Origin of the sequence: Bradyrhizobium sp. NBAIM18 (assembly GCF_020193825.1) — a bacterium.
Classification (GTDB): Bacteria; Pseudomonadota; Alphaproteobacteria; order Rhizobiales; family Xanthobacteraceae; genus Bradyrhizobium; species Bradyrhizobium yuanmingense.
In genome coordinates, this window is sequence record NZ_JADYVO010000008.1 from 247,461 (window position 1) to 265,178 (window position 17,718).

At 65.3% G+C, this 17,718-nt stretch carries 15 protein-coding genes; 10 read left to right on the top strand and 5 right to left on the bottom strand.

Annotated features, from left to right (window positions below):
• Positions 1 to 75 precede the first annotated feature (75 nt).
• From I6F17_RS20265 to I6F17_RS20275, 3 genes are all read left to right on the top strand, one after another.
• Positions 76 to 2,385, top strand: coding sequence for a xanthine dehydrogenase family protein molybdopterin-binding subunit (locus tag I6F17_RS20265; protein WP_225129728.1), 2,310 nt, complete (start codon positions 76 to 78; stop codon positions 2,383 to 2,385).
• 128 nt (positions 2,386 to 2,513) lie between these two features.
• The gene (locus I6F17_RS20270) at positions 2,514 to 2,963 is read left to right on the top strand and encodes a cytochrome c (protein ID WP_225129729.1); all 450 of its coding nucleotides are present in this window, start codon (positions 2,514 to 2,516) and stop codon (positions 2,961 to 2,963) included.
• Between the two features lie 231 nt (positions 2,964 to 3,194).
• Positions 3,195 to 4,478, top strand: a complete 1,284-nt coding sequence (locus I6F17_RS20275; RefSeq protein ID WP_225129731.1) for a cystathionine gamma-synthase family protein — start codon at positions 3,195 to 3,197, stop codon at positions 4,476 to 4,478.
• A gap of 217 nt (positions 4,479 to 4,695) precedes the next feature.
• Here the strand turns inward: I6F17_RS20275 and I6F17_RS20280 are convergent, their stop codons facing one another.
• Positions 4,696 to 5,115 carry a CHRD domain-containing protein gene (locus tag I6F17_RS20280; RefSeq protein WP_036015536.1) on the bottom strand — a complete coding sequence of 140 codons (420 nt, stop codon included), beginning with the start codon at positions 5,113 to 5,115 and terminating at the stop codon, positions 4,696 to 4,698.
• A gap of 146 nt (positions 5,116 to 5,261) precedes the next feature.
• Between I6F17_RS20280 and I6F17_RS20285 the strand changes: the two genes are divergently transcribed.
• Positions 5,262 to 6,185, top strand: coding sequence for a cytochrome c (locus I6F17_RS20285; RefSeq protein ID WP_225129733.1), 924 nt, complete (start codon positions 5,262 to 5,264; stop codon positions 6,183 to 6,185).
• A 137-nt stretch (positions 6,186 to 6,322) separates the two neighbouring features.
• Here I6F17_RS20285 and I6F17_RS20290 read toward each other — a convergent pair whose 3' ends face one another.
• Positions 6,323 to 6,568, bottom strand: a complete 246-nt coding sequence (locus tag I6F17_RS20290) for an Lrp/AsnC family transcriptional regulator (RefSeq protein ID WP_018642903.1) — start codon at positions 6,566 to 6,568, stop codon at positions 6,323 to 6,325.
• 102 nt (positions 6,569 to 6,670) lie between these two features.
• The gene (locus I6F17_RS20295; RefSeq protein WP_225129735.1) at positions 6,671 to 8,650 is read right to left on the bottom strand and encodes a PAS domain-containing sensor histidine kinase; all 1,980 of its coding nucleotides are present in this window, start codon (positions 8,648 to 8,650) and stop codon (positions 6,671 to 6,673) included.
• Positions 8,651 to 8,971: 321 nt separating this feature from the next.
• Here I6F17_RS20295 and thiD point away from each other — a divergent pair, with 321 nt between their 5' ends.
• From thiD to I6F17_RS20315, 4 genes are all read left to right on the top strand, one after another.
• Positions 8,972 to 9,772: a bifunctional hydroxymethylpyrimidine kinase/phosphomethylpyrimidine kinase gene (gene thiD / locus I6F17_RS20300; protein ID WP_225129737.1), complete on the top strand. Its 801-nt coding sequence runs from the start codon at positions 8,972 to 8,974 to the stop codon at positions 9,770 to 9,772.
• A 194-nt stretch (positions 9,773 to 9,966) separates the two neighbouring features.
• Complete coding sequence (locus tag I6F17_RS20305) at positions 9,967 to 10,779, top strand: UDP-2,3-diacylglucosamine diphosphatase (protein WP_109143147.1); 813 nt, start codon at positions 9,967 to 9,969, stop codon at positions 10,777 to 10,779.
• A 13-nt stretch (positions 10,780 to 10,792) separates the two neighbouring features.
• A complete protein-coding gene (locus I6F17_RS20310; protein WP_225129739.1) occupies positions 10,793 to 11,836 on the top strand; it encodes a glycosyltransferase family 1 protein in 1,044 nt (347 codons plus the stop codon).
• Positions 11,837 to 11,899: 63 nt separating this feature from the next.
• On the top strand, positions 11,900 to 12,883 hold the full coding sequence (locus I6F17_RS20315; protein WP_225129741.1) for a threonine/serine dehydratase: 984 nt from the start codon (positions 11,900 to 11,902) through the stop codon (positions 12,881 to 12,883).
• Positions 12,884 to 13,069: 186 nt separating this feature from the next.
• Here I6F17_RS20315 and I6F17_RS20320 read toward each other — a convergent pair whose 3' ends face one another.
• Positions 13,070 to 14,881, bottom strand: a complete 1,812-nt coding sequence (locus tag I6F17_RS20320) for a caspase family protein (RefSeq protein ID WP_225129744.1) — start codon at positions 14,879 to 14,881, stop codon at positions 13,070 to 13,072.
• A 165-nt stretch (positions 14,882 to 15,046) separates the two neighbouring features.
• Between I6F17_RS20320 and I6F17_RS20325 the strand changes: the two genes are divergently transcribed.
• Positions 15,047 to 15,490: an RbsD/FucU domain-containing protein gene (locus tag I6F17_RS20325; protein ID WP_225129746.1), complete on the top strand. Its 444-nt coding sequence runs from the start codon at positions 15,047 to 15,049 to the stop codon at positions 15,488 to 15,490.
• Positions 15,491 to 15,584: 94 nt separating this feature from the next.
• Complete coding sequence (locus I6F17_RS20330) at positions 15,585 to 15,980, top strand: hypothetical protein (protein WP_225129748.1); 396 nt, start codon at positions 15,585 to 15,587, stop codon at positions 15,978 to 15,980.
• 293 nt (positions 15,981 to 16,273) lie between these two features.
• On the opposite strand, the gene I6F17_RS20335 is transcribed toward I6F17_RS20330, so the two are convergent.
• Positions 16,274 to 17,695 (bottom strand): hypothetical protein, encoded by a 1,422-nt coding sequence (locus tag I6F17_RS20335; RefSeq protein ID WP_225129750.1) that lies wholly within the window; start codon positions 17,693 to 17,695, stop codon positions 16,274 to 16,276.
• Positions 17,696 to 17,718: the final 23 nt, after the last annotated feature.

Below are 17,718 nucleotides of genomic sequence, written 5' to 3' on the forward strand. Positions count from 1 at the left end.
TGCTAATCCCGTTTGCGTTGCCAGTTTTTCCACGGCAATATGCCCACAAAACAACCATGAGAACGGGAAGATAAAATGGCGGCTCCCATCAAGTTCGGCGTTGGCCAAAGCGTGCTGCGCAAGGAGGATGACGCGCTCATCCGCGGCAAGGGCCGCTATACCGACGATTACGCGCCGCAGGCTGCGCTCCGCTGCCTGGTGCTGCGCTCGCCGCATGCGCATGCCAAGTACACCGTCGATGCGACCCGCGCCCGCGGCCTGCCGGGCGTTGCGCTGATCCTGACGGCCGACGACGTCGGGGATCTCGGCAATCTGCCCTGCCTGTTCAACCTCGAGACCGATCCGTTCACCGGCCCGCCTTACCCGATCCTGGCCAAGGACGAGGTGCGCCATGTCGGCGACGCCATCGCCTTCGTGGTCGCCGAGACCATCGACCAGGCTCGCGACGCGATCGAGGCGATCGAGGTCAAATGGTCGCCGCTGCCCGCGGTGACCGGCGTCGTCAACGCCGTGAAGAAAGGCGCAGCCTTGGTCTGGCCGGACAAGCCGGGCAACGTGCTGTTCGACGTCTCGATCGGCGACAAAGCGGCGACGGAAGCTGCCTTCGCGAAAGCACATGCGGTCGCCGAGATCTCCATCGTCAATCCGCGCGTGGTTGCAAGCTTCTTGGAGACCCGCGCGGCGGTCTGCGAATACGATTCCAAGCGCGACCATCTGACGCTGACGGTCGGCAGCCAGGGCAGCCACCGCCTGCGCGATATCCTCTGCCAGAACGTTCTCAACATTCCTACCGACAAGATGCGGGTGATCTGCCCCGACGTCGGCGGCGGGTTCGGCACAAAACTGTTTCCGTATCGGGAATATGCCCTGATGGCGGTCGCTGCGCGCAAACTGAAGAAGGCGGTGAAGTGGGCGGCCGACCGCTCCGAGCATTTCATGGGCGATGCGCAGGGCCGCGACAATGTCACCACCGCGAAGATGGCGCTGGCTGAAGACGCTAAGTTCCTCGCGATGGATTGCGACCTCATGGGCGACATGGGCGCGTATCTGTCGACCTTCGGGCCCTACATCCCGCATGGCGGCGCCGGCATGCTGCCCGGCCTCTACGACATCCAGGCCTTCCATTGCCGGGTGCGCACGATCTTCACCCACAGCGTGCCGGTCGACGCCTATCGCGGCGCGGGCCGGCCCGAAGCCGCCTATGTCATCGAGCGCCTCGTCGATGCCTGTGCGCGAAAGCTCGACATGACGCCGGACGCCATCCGCCGCAAGAATTTCATCCCGCCGAAAGCGCTGCCCTACAAGACCGCGACCGGCAAGGTCTACGATTCCGGCGACTTCGCCGCGCATCTGAAGCGCGCGATGGAGATCGCGGAATGGAAGGAATTCCCCAAGCGCGCCAAGGCGGCCAAGAAGGGCGGCCTGATCCGCGGCATCGGCCTTGCGAGCTATGTCGAGATTTGCGGCGTGATGGGTGAGGAGACGGCCAACGTCCGCCTTGATGCCAATGGCGACGTCACCGTGCTGATCGGCACGCAATCGAGCGGGCAGGGCCATCAGACCGCCTATGCGCAGATCGTCGCCGAACAGTTCGGCGTGGCGCCCGAGCGCGTGCATGTCCGCCAGGGCGACACCGACGAGATCGCAACCGGCCTCGGCACCGGCGGCTCGGCCTCGATCCCCTCCGGCGGCGTCAGCGTCGAGCGCGCCACGCGCGAGCTCGGCCAGAAGCTGAAGGAGATCGCGGCGCAGGCGCTCGAAGCCAGCGCCGGCGACCTCGAGATTTCGGAAGGCGTGGTGCGGATCGCCGGCACCGACCGCTCGATCTCGTTTGCCGACCTGGCCAAGCGGCCCGGCGCCGATCCGTCGAAGCTCAACGGCAGCGCGACCTTTGCCAGCGCCGACGGCACCTATCCCAACGGCACCCATGTCGCTGAGGTCGAGATCGATCCGGCCACCGGCATCATCAAAATCGTCAACTACGTGATCGTCGACGATTTCGGCAAGACGCTCAATCCGCTGCTGTTGGCCGGCCAGGTGCATGGCGGCGCCATGCAGGGCATCGGCCAGGCCTTGATGGAGCAGGTGGTGTATGGACCGACCGACGGCCAGCTCATCACCGCGACCTTCATGGACTATGCGCTGCCGCGCGCGGCGGACGGGCCGGCCTTCGTGTTCGAGACCCACAACGTGCCCTGCAAGACCAATCCGATGGGCGTGAAGGGGGCCGGCGAGGCCGGCGCGATCGGCTCCTGTCCGGCCGTGGTCAATGCCATCGTCGATGCGCTCTGGCGCGAGTACAAGATCGACCACATCGACATGCCGGCAACGCCCGAGCGGGTGTGGGTTGCGATCAGCGAGCATCACCGCCGTCACAGCTTGTGAAGCCGCGCTTCCCGCGCGCACGGGAATAAACCCGCCGCGCGGGGTTCTATCCATGATGGGTCCCGGCTTCGCGCGAAGCCGGTGACGTCTCATTCCCTGAACGTCTCGAGAGCCGGAGAAACCAACCAATGAAACGGACGATGATTGTCGCGGGCGTCCTCGTGCTGGGCGCGGGCGCCGTCATGGCGCAACAGGAGATTGCCGTCCAGCAGGACAATCTGATGCGAGCGATCGCCAAGAATCAGTATGGCGTGCTTCAGAAGATGAGCAAGGGCGATATTCCCTTCGACAAGAAGGCTGCCGATGAGGCCATCGCCAGCATCGAGGCCGATGTTGCCAAGATCGCCAAGACCTTCGAGATCAATCCCAAGCAGGATGTCGTCAACGCGACCTATGGCTCCTCGCCGAAGGTCTGGCAGAACAAGGCCGATTTCGATGCCAAGATCCCGCCGGTGCAGAAGGCGATCACTGAGGTCAAAGGCAAGATCACCAATGTCGCGGGCCTGAAGGCGGCCTACACGACGATCAACGACCGCTGCAATGATTGTCACGAAACCTATCGCGTGAAGTTGAAATAACCGGGCGCAGTTAACGGGCTACCAAGGACTTCGGAAAGGGCGGTTGCGAAAGCAACCGCCTTTTTCTTGATCGCGGCCCGCGGGAACTTCCGTCCGCAAGGCCTGACGGATTGCCGCGAGAGCGGCTATCTTTGCGCCAACGGCCGTGCGCTCACACGAGTCTCCTCCCGGCATCCTCACGTCGGGATTCCCAGCGCGCGGCGAGCACCTCGATCAACAGCGAGACAGGCCATGGCAAAACCGTTCCCCTCCAAGACCCATATCGGCAATCATATGCTGCATCCGGAAACCTTGATGCTGACCTATGGCTATGATCCGCAATTGTCCGAGGGGGCCATCAAGCCGCCGGTGTTCCTGACCTCCACCTTCGTGTTCAAGACCGCCGAGGACGGGCAGGACTTCTTCGACTACGTCGCCGGACGGCGCGAGCCGCCGGAAGGCATGGGCGCAGGCCTGGTCTATTCGCGCTTCAATCATCCCAACAGCGAGATCGTCGAGGACAGGCTCGCGATCTACGAGCGCACGGAGAGTTGCGCGCTGTTCTCGTCCGGCATGGCGGCGATCGCAACCACGATCCTGGCCTTCGTTCGCCCGGGCGATGTCATCCTGCACTCGCAGCCGCTCTATGGCGGGACGGAGACGCTGCTGACGAACACGCTCGCGCGCCTGTCGATCGGCGCCGTCGGCTTTGCCGACGGCATCGACGAGACGGCGGTCAAGCAGGCCTCGGAGGAGGCGATGGGCAAGGGGCGGGTTTCGATGATCCTGATCGAGACGCCGGCCAATCCGACCAACGGCCTCGTCGACATCGCAATGATCCGCCGCACCGCCGATTCCATCGGCAAGGCCCAGGGACACACGCCGGTCATCGCCTGCGACAACACGCTGCTCGGGCCGGTGTTTCAGCGGCCGATCGAGCACGGCGCGGATCTGTCGCTGTATTCGCTGACGAAATATGTCGGCGGTCATTCCGACCTGATCGCGGGCGCCGCGCTCGGATCGAAGGCGATCATGAAAGGCATCAAGGCGCTGCGCGGCGCCATCGGCACCCAGCTCGATCCGCATTCCTGCTGGATGATCAACCGTTCGCTCGAGACGCTCAGCCTGCGGATGGAGAAGGCCGATGCGAATGCGCGGCTCGTGGCGGACTTCCTGCGCGACCATCCGAAGGTCGCCAGGGTGCACTATCTCGGTCACCACGAGCAGGGCTCGCTGTCCGGCCGTGTGTTCGCGCGGCAATGCCTGGGCGCGGGCTCGACGTTCTCGTTCGACATCGTCGGCGGCAAAGAGGCGGCGGTGAAATTCCTCAACGCGCTGCAGATCCTCAAGCTGGCGGTGAGCCTTGGCGGCACGGAATCGCTCGCAAGCCTGCCGGCGACGATGACCCATTCCGGCGTTCCCGCCGACATCCGCCGAAAGATCGGCGTGCTCGATTCCACGATCCGGCTGTCGATCGGTATCGAGAACCCGTCGGACCTGATCGCCGACCTCGCGCAGGCGCTGAACGCGGCTTGAGCACGGTCAGAGTCGCAGCGTCGTAGCCCGGATGGGGCGCAGCGAAATCCGGGGGACCTGTCCGCAACGCGCAGGCTCCCGGATCGCACCGACGGGCGGCGCTTCGCGCCGACCGTCGGCTCCATCCGGGCTACGAAGTTCAACTGCTTGGAATCGAAAAGGCCGGACGCTCCCTCCTTGCGTCCGGCCTTTCCGCGACGAAGCCCGCGTTTTCGCTTTACTTCGTCACCTGACCGCGGATCTCGCCGGCCGGGTTCGCCGCGGTATGGATGTTGATGTAGTACTTGCCGCCGAGCAGATCGGCGGCCTGCGCGTCGGTGAGCGTGGCTTCGCCCTTGACCGGGCTCGAGGCTGCATTCGGGATCGGGACCGCGACGCCGGCGTTCTTGCCGGCTTCGGCAGGCCCGTGGAAATGCGCGGCGGTGGCAGGGCCCGAGAGACCGGAATAAGTGACGGTCCAGGACAGCTTCTTGCTGGCAGCGTCGTAGTCCAGATCGGCCGTTCCGGTCGCGCTGCTGGTGTTGGCGGGGACTTCGGATTTGCCGTCCAGCGTCGCCTTCAGTTTCTCCGCGCTGGCCGGGGCGGCGAACGCAACGGCAGCACCGAGTACCAGTGTGGCAAAAACGGCTTTGGTCATAGATCTCTCCTGTTTACGCCTGATGCTGTTCAAACAGTGCGTCGTGCGGTTTATTCCGGCATTACAGCCGGACCGCCTAAAATATTCGTGGTTGGATCGGGCGCGGCATGACCCTTAAGTTCGCGCGTTCACGATGGAATGATCGAATGTTGGGACGAACGCTTCTTGCCGCCTTGATCGCCGCCGCCGCGGCGTTCGCCCTCTATTGGTGGTTGACCGCCCCGGCCGTGCTGGCCTTGCCGGCGCCGACACGCAACCCCGATCTCGCCAACGGGCAGGAGCTGTTCAACGCCGGCGGCTGCTCGTCCTGTCATGCCACCCCCAATCAGCCCGATCGCCTGCGGCTCGGCGGCGGGCTGGCGCTGGGCTCGCCGTTCGGGACGTTCTACGTCCCCAATATTTCCCCCGATCCCGCCTACGGGATCGGCCGCTGGAGCGAGGCCGATTTCGTCAACGCCGTGATGCGCGGTGTCTCGCCCGCGGGCACGCACTATTTCCCTGCGTTTCCCTACACGTCCTATCATCTGGCCAGCGTCGACGACGTCCGTGATCTCTTTGCCTATCTGAAGACGCTTCCGCCGGTGTCCGGCACAGTGGGCGACCACGCGCTGCCGTTTCCGTTCAACATCCGCCGCAATGTCGGCATCTGGAAGCTGCTGTTCATGGACACCGCGCCGTTCGTCGCGGACGCCGCGCGCTCGCCGCAATGGAATCGCGGAGCCTATCTCGTGAACGCTTTCGGCCATTGCGCCGAATGCCACAGCCCGCGCAATGCGCTCGGCGGCATCATCGCCGGCCAGCGCTTTGCCGGTGGGCCCAATCCGGAAGGGGAGGGCTGGGTCCCCAACATCACGCAGCAGGGCATCGGCAACTGGAGCGAGAAGGATATCGCGGATTTCCTCGAGACCGGCGACCTGCCCGAGGGCGACAGCGCTTCGGGCGCGATGCGGGCGGTGATCAAGAATCTGGCGCAACTGACCGCGGAAGACCGCGCCGCGATGGCCGCCTATCTGAAGTCGCTGCCGCCGGTGCAGGGACCGACCCCGCCCAAGCGCAAGGAGGGCGGCTAGCGCTGCCGGCGCTTCGGCCGTTGTTTTGCGCGTGGTCTAAAGCGCGATGAGATTGGGATGAATCATCATCGCGCTTTCGGTTGTTGTTTACGCATGATCTTTCCGGAAAACCGCTTCGCACTTTTCCGGATCATGCTTTAGCCGGTGCCGAACGCCTTGAAGGTGATGATGGTGAGGGTGTCCTGGATGCCCGGCAGCACCTGCACCTTCTCATTCACGAAGTGGCCGATGTCGGTATCCTTGTCGACGTAGAACTTCACCAGGAGGTCGTATTGGCCGGCCGTGGAGTAGATCTCGGAGGCGATCTCGGCTTCGGCAAGCGCATTGGCCACCGTATAGGACTGGCCGAGCTTGCACTTGATCTGAACGAAAAAAGGAACCATCGCGGGCACTCCGAAAGCGTATTCTTCCGGCTAATAGGCCAAAACCGGCTGGATTTAGCAAGCGAACTTGCTGGATCATCCGAGGCGCATTCGGGCGCGATGCTAGGATGGGACCACTGCGGCGGCCAATGCATCCCTCAGGCGCTGAGCGAGCTCGACCTTGCGGTAGGGCTTGGTCAGCACGACCGCTCGCGCCTGCGCGCGGCCCTGCTCGACCAGGGTCTCCAGCGCGTAGCCCGAGGTGAACAGGACCGGCAGGCCGGGACGCACCCGCCGCGCCTGATCGGCGAGCTCCCACCCGCTCATGCCGCCGGGCATCACGATATCGGTGAACAGCAAGTCGATGCCGGGATCGCCCTGCAGCTGCTGCAAGGCATCCTTGCCGTTGACCGCGGCGACGACGCGATATCCGAGCGCTTCCACCCTGCGAATGACGGAGGAGCGGACGAACGGATCGTCCTCGACGATCAGGACCGTCTCGTAGCCTCGCGGCGCCGTGTCCTCGCCGTCGGGAAGATCGGCTTGCGACCTACCGGTGCTCGCGCGCGGCAGGTAGATCCTGGCCGTGGTCCCAAGGCCAGCCTCGCTGTAGATCGAGACATGGCCGCCTGATTGCTTGGCAAAGCCGTAGACCATGCTGAGGCCGAGGCCCGAGCCCTTGCCGACCTCCTTGGTGGTGAAGAACGGCTCGAACGCGCGTGCGGCGACCTCGGGCGTCATGCCTTCGCCGTCATCGGTGACCGCGATCAGGACGTAGCTGCCGGGTGCGACCTCCCGGTGAACGGCACCGTCATCATCCTCGATCGTGATCAGCTCCGTGGCCAGCGTGAGGTGGCCTCCCGATGGCATGGCATCCTGCGCGTTGAGCGCGAGATTGAGCACGGCGGATTCGAGCTGGGCGCGGTCGGCAAAGGCCAGGATTGTGCCGGGCCCGGAGGTCGTCCTGATCTCGATGTCTTCGCGCAAGGTGCGCTTGAGCAGCTTGAACATGGAATCGAGCAGGCTCCGGCAATCGATCGTCTGAGGCCGCAGCAATTGGCGGCGGCTGAAGGCGAGCAGGCGCTGCGTCAGCTCGGCGCCCCGTTCGCCCGATTGGCAGATGTCGTCGGCAAAGCGCCCGAGGTCGGGCCTCGCCTTGAGCTGCTCGCTCAGGTGCTCGGCATTGCCGATGATGACGGTCAGCAGATTGTTGAAGTCGTGCGCGATGCCGCCGGAGAGCTGACCGACCGTCTCCATCTTCTGCGCCTGCTGAAGCTGCTGCTCGGTCAGCTTGCGCGCGGTGAGGTCGTGGACGATGCCGACGAAGATCAATTCGCCGTCCTGCCGCGCCTGGCCGACCGACAGCTCCATCGGAAACGTCGTGCCGTCCTTGCGCAGGCCGACGGCCTCGCCGCCGGTCGCGAAATGCCGCGCCTGGCGGTCGGGCGCCGCATCCGCCTCGGGCATCAGCATGCCGACGTTGCGGTTCATCACCTCGTCGGCACGGTAGCCGAACAGGCGCTCGCAGGCCGGATTGAACAGCAGGATGCGATCCTTCGCATCGAACAGGATGACGCCGTCGACCGCGGTCTCGACGATCGCGGTGAGGCGCGCCACGCTCTCGCGCATCGCGCGCTGGGCGTCGCGGACCTGCTGCAGCAGCAGCGTGGCGTCGCGGCTCTTGATTTCCTCCTCCTCGAGCGCGGCCTGGACCTGTCGCAGCTCGAACGGCGAGGGGATCGTGAGGATCTTCGGCAGCAGCGGCCAGAGCGCGGCGGCGGTGAAGACCGACGCGACCGCCGTGGCGGCCTTGACCATGCCCTCGATGCCATAGATCGGAACCCAGAGCGTATAGATCGACAGCACGTGGGTCAGGCCGCACGCCATGATGAAGATCGCGAACGCCCAGTAGACCCAGCCGAACTTGAGGTCGCGCCGCTTGGTGACGAGGATGGCGAGGGCGAACGGGATCGAGAAATAGGCGGCGGCAATGCTGGCGTCGGAAACGACGTGAAGCCAGATCAGCTCAGGCTCCCACAACAGGCAGATGCCGTGCGGCGACAGCATGGACGAGTCGAGGAGACGTTCGAAGAAGGCCCACATTCGTTCCACCCCAAGGAGTCTTGTTCAGGTGGCTTGCGGGGCCGGCGGCCCGCAACATGGGGGCGCTGGACGGTTCCACCACCTGACGTCTCGCGTAACCGGCGAAGCACGCTAAGGTACGCGACTATAGCAAGGGTCCGGCGCGGTTGCATTTTCAAGTCCGCACCATTGCGGGTCTTGGTCCGCGCGGTGTCCGACTGATTCGCAAGGTGCGCAATCGGTTCGCGAATCACGCTTGGCGGCGGCCCGGCGCGCTTGCTGACGTTCCACGGTCGCGCTACGAGAGGCCATGGCGGCCTCCTCAAGCACATGTCTCCCGCGATGACGACCCCGGTCGCACTCACCATCGCCGGTTCCGATTCGAGCGGCGGCGCCGGCATCCAGGCGGACCTGAAGACGTTTGCCGCGCTCGGCGTCTACGGCGCCTCCGTGATCACGGCGCTGACGGCGCAGAACACGCGCGGCGTGACCGGCATTCACGCGGTGCCGGCCGGGTTTGTCACCGAGCAGATCGACGCGGTGTTCTCCGACCTCGACATCGGTGCGGTGAAGATCGGCATGGTGGCCCAGGCCGCCAGCATCGATGCCATCGCGGCCGCGCTGTCGCGCTGGGCGCCGCGGCATGTCGTGCTCGATCCCGTCATGGTGGCGACCTCCGGCGACCGCCTGCTCGCCGCTGAAGCCGTCGACGCCCTGCGCACCAGGCTGATGCCGCTGGCTGCCGTGATCACGCCGAACCTCCCGGAGGCTGCGGCCCTGCTCGATGCGCCGGTGGCGGCGAGCGAGGCCGAGATCGAAAGCCAGGGTCGACGCCTGCTGGCGCTGGGCTGCCGCGCCGTCCTGATCAAGGGCGGGCACGGCGAGGGCGCCGAGAGCACCGACTATCTCGTCACTGCCGAGACCGCGATCGCGCTCGCCGCGCCGCGTGTGGCCACCCGCAACACCCATGGCACCGGCTGCTCGCTGTCCTCCGCCATCGCGGCAGGGCTGGCCAGGGGCGAGGACCTCGAGGCCGCCGTGCGCAACGCCAAGGCCTGGATCAGCGCCGCGATCGCCGCCGCCGACCGCTTCAGCGTCGGCCACGGCCACGGGCCGATCCATCATTTCCACAAGTTCTACTGAGGCGGGCTTGCTTCGCCTCTCCCGCAAGCCAAGCGGGGAGGGAGCGCACCTACCCTGCGGCGCCATGTCGCCTGATTGTCGCATGCGACTGATATTCGCGGGGAGGGCGAGGCAAGGCGTGATTCGTATTTGAAGGTGCCTCAAGGGTTCAATCGGTCATCCCCCTGTCACGGGACATTGTTACAGGCTGGCGCATGGGAAGTTACGATGTGAGTGACGAGAGCCCGGAGCGGCGCTTTCGCACGTTGTTCATCTCCGACGTCCATCTCGGGGCCCGCGGTTCACAAGCCGATCTTCTGCTCGACTTCCTGCGCTACCACGATGCCGATACGATCTATCTCGTCGGCGACATCGTCGACGGCTGGGCGCTGAAATCGAGCTGGCACTGGCCGCAATCGCATAACGACCTCGTCCAGAAGCTTTTGCGCAAGGCGCGCAAGGGCGCCAAGGTCATCTACATTCCCGGCAATCACGACGAGTTCCTGCGCAACTATTACGGTACGCATTTCGGCGGCATCGACGTGGTCGAGAACACGGTTCACACCGGCGCCGACGGCAAGCGCTATCTCGTCATTCACGGCGACATCTTCGATCTCGTGGTGCAGAACGCGCGCTGGCTCGCCCATCTCGGCGACAAGGCCTACGACTTCGCGATCCAGATGAACCGCCTGGTCAACTTCTTCCGCCGCCTGTTCGGCGTGCCCTATTGGTCGCTGTCGCAATGGGCCAAGCAGAAGGTCAAGAACGCCGTCAACTATATCGGTGCGTTCGAGCAGGCGCTCGCCGCCGAGGCGCGGCGTCACCAGGCCGACGGCGTGATCTGCGGCCACATCCACTACGCCGTGATCCGCGACGAGGCCGGCATCCGCTACATGAATTGCGGCGACTGGGTGGAGAGCTGCACCGCCCTGGTCGAGCATGACGACGGTCACTTCGAGATCATCACCTGGGCGGATCAGTTGCGGAAGCCGGAGCAGGTGCCACAGGTCGCAGCCAGAGCTGCATAACAAGGACCACTTGATGCGCATCCTGGTCGCGACCGACGCCTGGCACCCGCAAGTCAACGGTGTGGTTCGGACGCTGACCAAGCTCTCTGACGCTGCAAAAGCGCTCGGCGTCGAGTTCACGTTCCTGACGCCGCAATCGTTCCGCACCTTCGCGATGCCGAGCTATCGCGACGTGCGCCTCGCTATGCCGCGCCCGGCCCGGATCGCAAGGCTGATCGAGGAGGCGCGTCCCGACAGCATCCACATCGCGACCGAAGGGCCGATCGGCCTGATGGTCCGCCGCTATTGCCGCCAGCGCAAGCTGCCGTTCACGACCAGCTTCCATACCCGCTTTCCCGAATATGTCCGCGCCCGCGTGCCAGTGCCGGGCTCGCTGATCTGGCGGGCGCTGCGGCGCTTCCACAGCGCCAGCCGCGCCGTGATGGCGGCGACGCCGGCGCTCGCGCGCGAACTGACCGAGCGCGGCTTCGACAATGTCGTGCTGTGGCCGCGCGGCGTGGACACCAATTTGTTCCACCCGCGCGTCATCGATCTCTGCCTGCCGGCACCCGTGTTCCTGTCGGTCGGCCGCGTCGCAGTCGAGAAGAATCTCGAGGCGTTCCTCGACCTCGACCTACCCGGCACCAAGGTGGTCGTCGACGACGGCCCGGCGCGCGCCTCGCTGGAAGAGGCCTATCCCGATGCGATCTTCCTCGGCGAGAAGCACGGCGACGAACTGGCGGATATCTACGCGGCCGCCGACGTGTTCGTGTTCCCGAGCAAGACCGACACCTTCGGCCTGGTCCTGCTGGAGGCGCTCGCGAGCGGCCTGCCGGTCGCGGCCTTCCCCGTGAAGGGTCCCCGCGACGTCATCGGCGATGCGCCGGTCGGCGCGCTCGATCACGATCTGCGCGATGCCTGCTTCGCCGCGCTCGATATCTCCCGGCAGGACTGCGTCGCGTTCGCCGCCAATTACACCTGGGAGGCCTCTGCAACGGTCTTTATTGACAGCATTTTGGCGGTCGGGGCGGTGCTGCCCGGTCGGACCGCCGCGGAACAGCCGCGTTTCGTGGCTTAAGGCAAGAAATCCTCTCGCGGAGGTGTCTTGCCCGGGCCTGATCGGCCGCGATAACATTCCGCCATGACCCAACAGGCCCTTCCGGTCGGCCCTGCCGACATCGATGCCGCAGCGCGCGTGATCGCGCCTTACGCCATCCGCACCCCGCTGTTGTCCTTCCCGGTGCTCAACGAGCGCGTCGGTGCGAAAGTGTTCCTGAAGCCGGAGATGCTTCAGCGCACCGGCTCGTTCAAGTTCCGCGGCGCCTTCAACAAGGTGTTCTCGATCCCGCAGGACAAGCGCGCCGGCGGCGTCGTTGCGTTCTCCTCCGGCAACCACGCCCAGGGCGTGGCGGCGGCGGCAAAGATCCTGGACATGCAGGCCACCATCGTGATGCCAGCGGATGCGCCGCTGTCGAAGCGCGAGCGCACCAAATCCTACGGCGCCGAGGTCGTGCTGTACGACCGCGACAAGGACGACCGCGAGGCGATCTCGCGCGGCATTGCCGAGAAGCGCGGCGCGACGCTGGTCAAACCCTACGACGATCCCTTCGTGATCGCAGGGCAGGGCACCGCCGGCCGTGAGATTGCCGAGGACATGGCAACGCTGGGCCTCAGCCCCGACATCGTGGTGGCGCCGGCCTCCGGCGGCGGCTTGATCGCGGGTGTCGCCACGGCGGTCAAGGCGCGCTATCCGCAAGCCGCGATCGTGGTCGCCGAGCCCGAGGCCTTCGACGATCACGGCATTTCACTCAGCGCAGGCCATCGCGAGCCGCATCCGCCGGCCGGCCGCACCATCTGCGATGCGCTGATGGCCCTGATGCCGGGCGAGATGACGTTTGCGATCAACAGCAAGCTCTTGGCGCGCGGCGTCACGGCGTCGGACAAGGAAGTCGGCGCGGCGGTCGCCTTTGCCTATCGCGAGCTGAAGCTGGTGGTGGAGCCCGGCGGCGCGGTGGGGCTTGCTGCGCTACTCGCGGGCCGCCTCGATGTCGCCGGCAAGAACGTCGTCATCGTGCTGTCAGGCGGCAATGTCGATGCGGATCTGTTCGCGGAGCTGGTGGCCTGATCGTCATTCCGGGGCTCGCGCAGCGAGAGCTATGATGCGCAATTGCGCATCTGAGAATCCATAACCACGATCGGGAGTATGGATTCCGGGCCTGCGCCTCCGGCGCATCCCGGAATGACCAAGAACAGACATGAAGAAGGGGCAGAGCGTTTCCGCTCTGCCCCTCTGTCGTCTCGCTCGCCGCAATCAGTGCGTGAAGCCGCCGCGACGGTTGCCGCCATTGTTCATGCTCGGCGCTTGGTTCATCGACTGCCGGAAGTTGTTGTTGCTGCTGACCATGCGGCTCGGCATCGTGTTGATCTGCGGGCGGGTGTTCTGCACGTTGTTCTGCACCTGCCCCTTATTCAACGGGTTATTGTTGAGCTTGACGATGCCGGTGTTGCCGTTGTTGAGCCGGATCGGGCGGTTCGGAGTCTGCACGTTGACCGGCTTCGACTCGATGTTCGGGCCACCCTTGCCGACATTCACCGGCATGGTCACGATCTTGCCCGGCTTGACGGTGCCGCCATTCGGCATGGTGCTGGTCGCAGGCAGGGTCACGATCTTGCCGATGCCGACCTTGCCGTTGACCGTGTTGGTCGGCGCAGGCAGCGTGACGATCTTGCTCGGGGTCTGCGGCGGCGTGCCGTTCTGCGGGTTCGGCTGGTTGTTGCCCGCAGGCAGGGTGACGATCTGTCCGCCATTGCCGAGCTTGCCGACGACATTGCCGTCGAGCGGCTTCTGCACGACCGGCAGATTGCCGTTCACCTGCGCGCCATTGCCCTGCTGCATCAGCGGCATGTATTTGGGCTGGCCGAGATTGCCGATCTTGATCGTCGGAGCAATGGTCTGCGGCGCCAGGAACTTGGTCGCCTGCATCAGGGGGATCTGCTTCGGCTGCACCTGCAGCTTCAGCGCGACCTGCGCATAGGGGCTGTTGCCGTAGCTGTCATAGAAGCTCTTGTAGGCGAGCGGCGAGTTGGCGAGCACCGCCTTGTGCCAGGCCTGCGAGATCAGGATGTTGTTGAGCAGCCAGCGGATGTGGTCGCACAGCGGGTCGTGCGGGTACATCCGGATGAACTCCTGATAGTACTCCGGACGGCCCTCGGACACGACGTAGTCATAGGCCTGGCGGGTGGAGCGGCTCGGCAAATTGGAGGCCATCTGCACGACCGGCGCTTTCACCGGCGCGCGGTTGGCGGCAACGGCGGTGTCACCGAAGAAGGTGAAGTCGCTCGTCAATGACGAGCTCTCCCAAGGAATCTGCGCGCCGCTGGTGGTCTGGTTGACCTGCAGGCGCACGCGCTTGAACAGCTGCTCGATCGGCACGTTGGGCTCTCGCGCGACGGTCAGGAACGCCTGTGTGTACGGGCTGTGGCCATTGGTGCCGTCGAGCGCCTCGGCACCTGGCGCGGTCGAGTAGCCGACGATCGAGCCGTTCGGCGCATCGACGATTGCCAAGCCTCGGCCGGCGTCGTTGATTTCAGGGAAAGGGTTGTTGCGGCAGGCATCGAGGATGACGATGCGCATGCGGCTCGGGATCGTCTCCAGCGTCGACATCACGTCGACGAGGCGCAGCGAATTGTTGACCAGCTCGGTCGGGCTGGAAACCTTGGCGTCGACCGGAACGAGATAGTTCTCGCCGGCGAGCTGCACGCCGTGACCGGCGTAATAGACCATCGCCACCGTGTTCGGACCGCGCGAGGCGACCTTGGCGGAGAAGTCCTGGACGACGCGGAGCATGTCGTTCTGGGTCAAGTCGGTCGCTGCGACCACTTCGAACCCGGCGGAGTTCAGGAACTGCGCCATCGACTGGGCGTCATCGTCGGGGTTCGCAAGCTGCGGCGCATTCTGGTAGTTCGCATTGCCGATCACCAGCGCCACCCGCTGCTCCGGGCCTTGCAGCGCGGTGGGGGCAGGCTGGACCGGGGCAACTTGCGCGAAAACGGGTCCGCAGGCGAAGCCGAACAGGCTTCCCAACAGGCTCGCCGTCATGAAAAAGGGCTTTAGGCGGAACATGGCGTGCTCCTTTGGCACTCATCTCGATGCGAGATTGGTTGCGCGCCAGCTTGGCCGCGTTCGAGCCTTGCGGTCCGTGATCCCTGTCACCATGCTGGCCTCCGTGATCTGAATCACGCTCGGAACCTGTTATGGTTAGTGATCGATTGGGAGGACGTCCGCCACATGCTGAAATCGATCGATCCGATTCTCACCCCCGATTTGCTCTGGCTGCTCGCCGCGATGGGCCATGGCGACGACCTCGTGTTCGTCGATGCCAATCACCCCGCCACCCGGATCGCGCAGGGCACCTCGTCGCAGCGCCTGATCCAATTGCCGGGCATGACGATGGAGGTCGCCATACGAGCCATCATGTCGGTCTATCCGCTCGACGATTTCGATCCCGATCCCGTGCGTGTGATGATGCCGGTCGACGATCCCGACCGCGTGCCCGAGGTGCAGCGCGCCGTGCTCGCGGAGATCGCACGTGCGGCTGGCCGGCCGGTCACGCCCGGCAAGCTCGCGCGTCCCGATTTCTATCGCGCGGCAGCGGCCGGCTTTGGCGTCGTGCAGGCCGGTGACAGCAGGGGCTATGGCTGCTTCCTGATCAGGAAGGGCGTGATCGGCTAGTAGGGCTGCGTCGATAGACGCAACGTGAGATCAAAGCGGCCGTTTCATCGTCTGCGATGCTCCCGCGCGACCATCTGCCAGCACTCGAATTTGAATGGCGTTCGAGCAGGCGAGCGTCTATCGTCAATTCATGTCTCGCCTTCTGTGTCTCTTCGTTGCTGTCGTCCTGTCGCTGCTGCCTGCCGTCGCACCCGCCGAGCCCGTGCAAAAGCGCCCCAAGCCGGTTTGGAAGGGCTACGGCTTTCTGCCTGGCTATCGGCAGCCGCTCAGCAACAGCATCCCGCTGTACAAGCAGAAAGACGCCATGCGCCGCCTGTCGCGCGCCGACCGGCGCCATTGGTACATCGACCCGGTCCCACAATATTATCGCTGGGACGGCGAGTGGCACTATTTCGGTCGCCCCGGATTCAACGGCGGCCGCTACAACGGCGGCAGCTATGGCCCGTGCTGGACGCGCACGCCGATCGGTCCGATCTGGAATTGCGGGTGAGGCGCTGACGTCGCCTACGCGTCATTGCGAGCCAACGGATCCGCGCATAGCACGGCCCGATGACAGGCTCTGCGAAGCAATCCAGAATCCCTCCGCGGAGAGAGCCTGGATTGCTTCACTGCGCTGGTAATGACGGTGGAGAGAGCTCGCATCAAATCCGACTCTCGTGCCCCGGACGCAGCGCAGCGCTTCTTAGCGGTGCGCTGCTGAGCCGGGGCCCATGTTATAGAGCTGGGTCCCGGATCTGCGCTTCGCTTGCCCGGGACACGACAGCTGGGTACGCGGCTTTATCCTCACGAAAAGAACGCGATCTTCTCGGCCTGGGTCATGCGGCGGATCGGGGCGAGCGGGTCGTTGGCCGGTGCGCGGGTTTTTTGCAGGATGCCGCTGGCGAGGATGGTGGCGCCGAGCGAGGCGTCGGACATGGACGCGGGCAGCGGCGAGGGCATCGGCAGCGTCGCGGTCGGGGCTGCGGCCATTGATGCGGTGGCCGCCATGGCCGGTGCCTGCTGCTCCATCACTTCGGCGGCGGCTTCCGCGATGGCGTCGGTGAGGCGCGCGAGCGAGTCCAGCGCGATCGGCGCGTCCGCGGGCTCTTCGGCGATGGCTGCGAGGACAGGCTCAGCTGCGACCGGCTCCGGTTGTTCGGTGGCAATGGGCGCCACGACATCCGAGAGCGCCGGCTCCGGCGTCGCGGCTGCCATCTCCACCGGCTCGATGATCTCGTCGAAGTCGGGATCGGGCGCGGCCATCTCCATCGCGATGGCCTCGAGGATGGCTTCGTCCTCGGCCTCGGCTGCGGCGTCGAGCGCGAACTCCTCGCGTGCTTCCGTCAAGGCCTCCGGCTGAGCGGCCGGCTCTTCAAACACGACGGGTTCGAGCTCGGCATCATCAGGCGCGAGGTTTTCGAGTGCCGCGCTTTCGGCAGGGATCTGGTTTTCGGCTGCGATCCCCTGTGCGGCAGCCGCGTCCATGGCCTGCTCGGCCATGGCGGAGGTTTCAGCGACGGCCGCTGCTTCGACGGCCGCATCGAGTTCCGGAGTTGCCGCGATCTCTTCGCGCGTCTCCGTAAAAGCCACGGATGCATCGCCCGCCATCGCCGCCGTCTCGACGGGCGAGGCTTCTGCGACTGATGACGGCGCCTCCTGCGCCGGAGCAGGCGCGGCCTGCGGCGTTGCGTCGCCGTCGAGCTGCTCGACTCGATCCTTCAGCAGATCGAACGCAGCCTTGAGATCGATCCGGGGATCGAGGGTCGAGATCTGCCCGCAGGCGGCCTCGATCGAGGCCAGCTGCGAATCAATGAGGTCGCAGATTCGCCCGTCGGCGCCGATCTCGCGCCAGCGCCAGGAGATCTCCTTGATGATGCGGACCCCGCGCGGGATCGGCGCGAGACTCGCCTCGATCGCGCCGGGATCGAACGCGGCGAGCGCGATCGTCTCGGCCTCGCGGATGGCGCGGCGGATCTCGACCAGCGCCTCGGGCAAGCGGTCCTCGACCACCGGTTGCCGCTGTGCCGCAAGGGTTTCCTCGATTTTGGCGACCGCATCCAGCACCATGCTTGTGTCGGCATTGCGGTTGCGCTTGGCATACTCGCCGAGGAACCAGCGGCCGCGCGCGGTCTCCATGAAGGCTTCGCGGATCGCTTCGTAATCCTGCTCGTTCGGCGCGGCCGCGCGGGCAGACATGGGCGAGAGGGCGAATGCTTCGTTGGCCATGACAATCTCGTCGCGCAAATCAG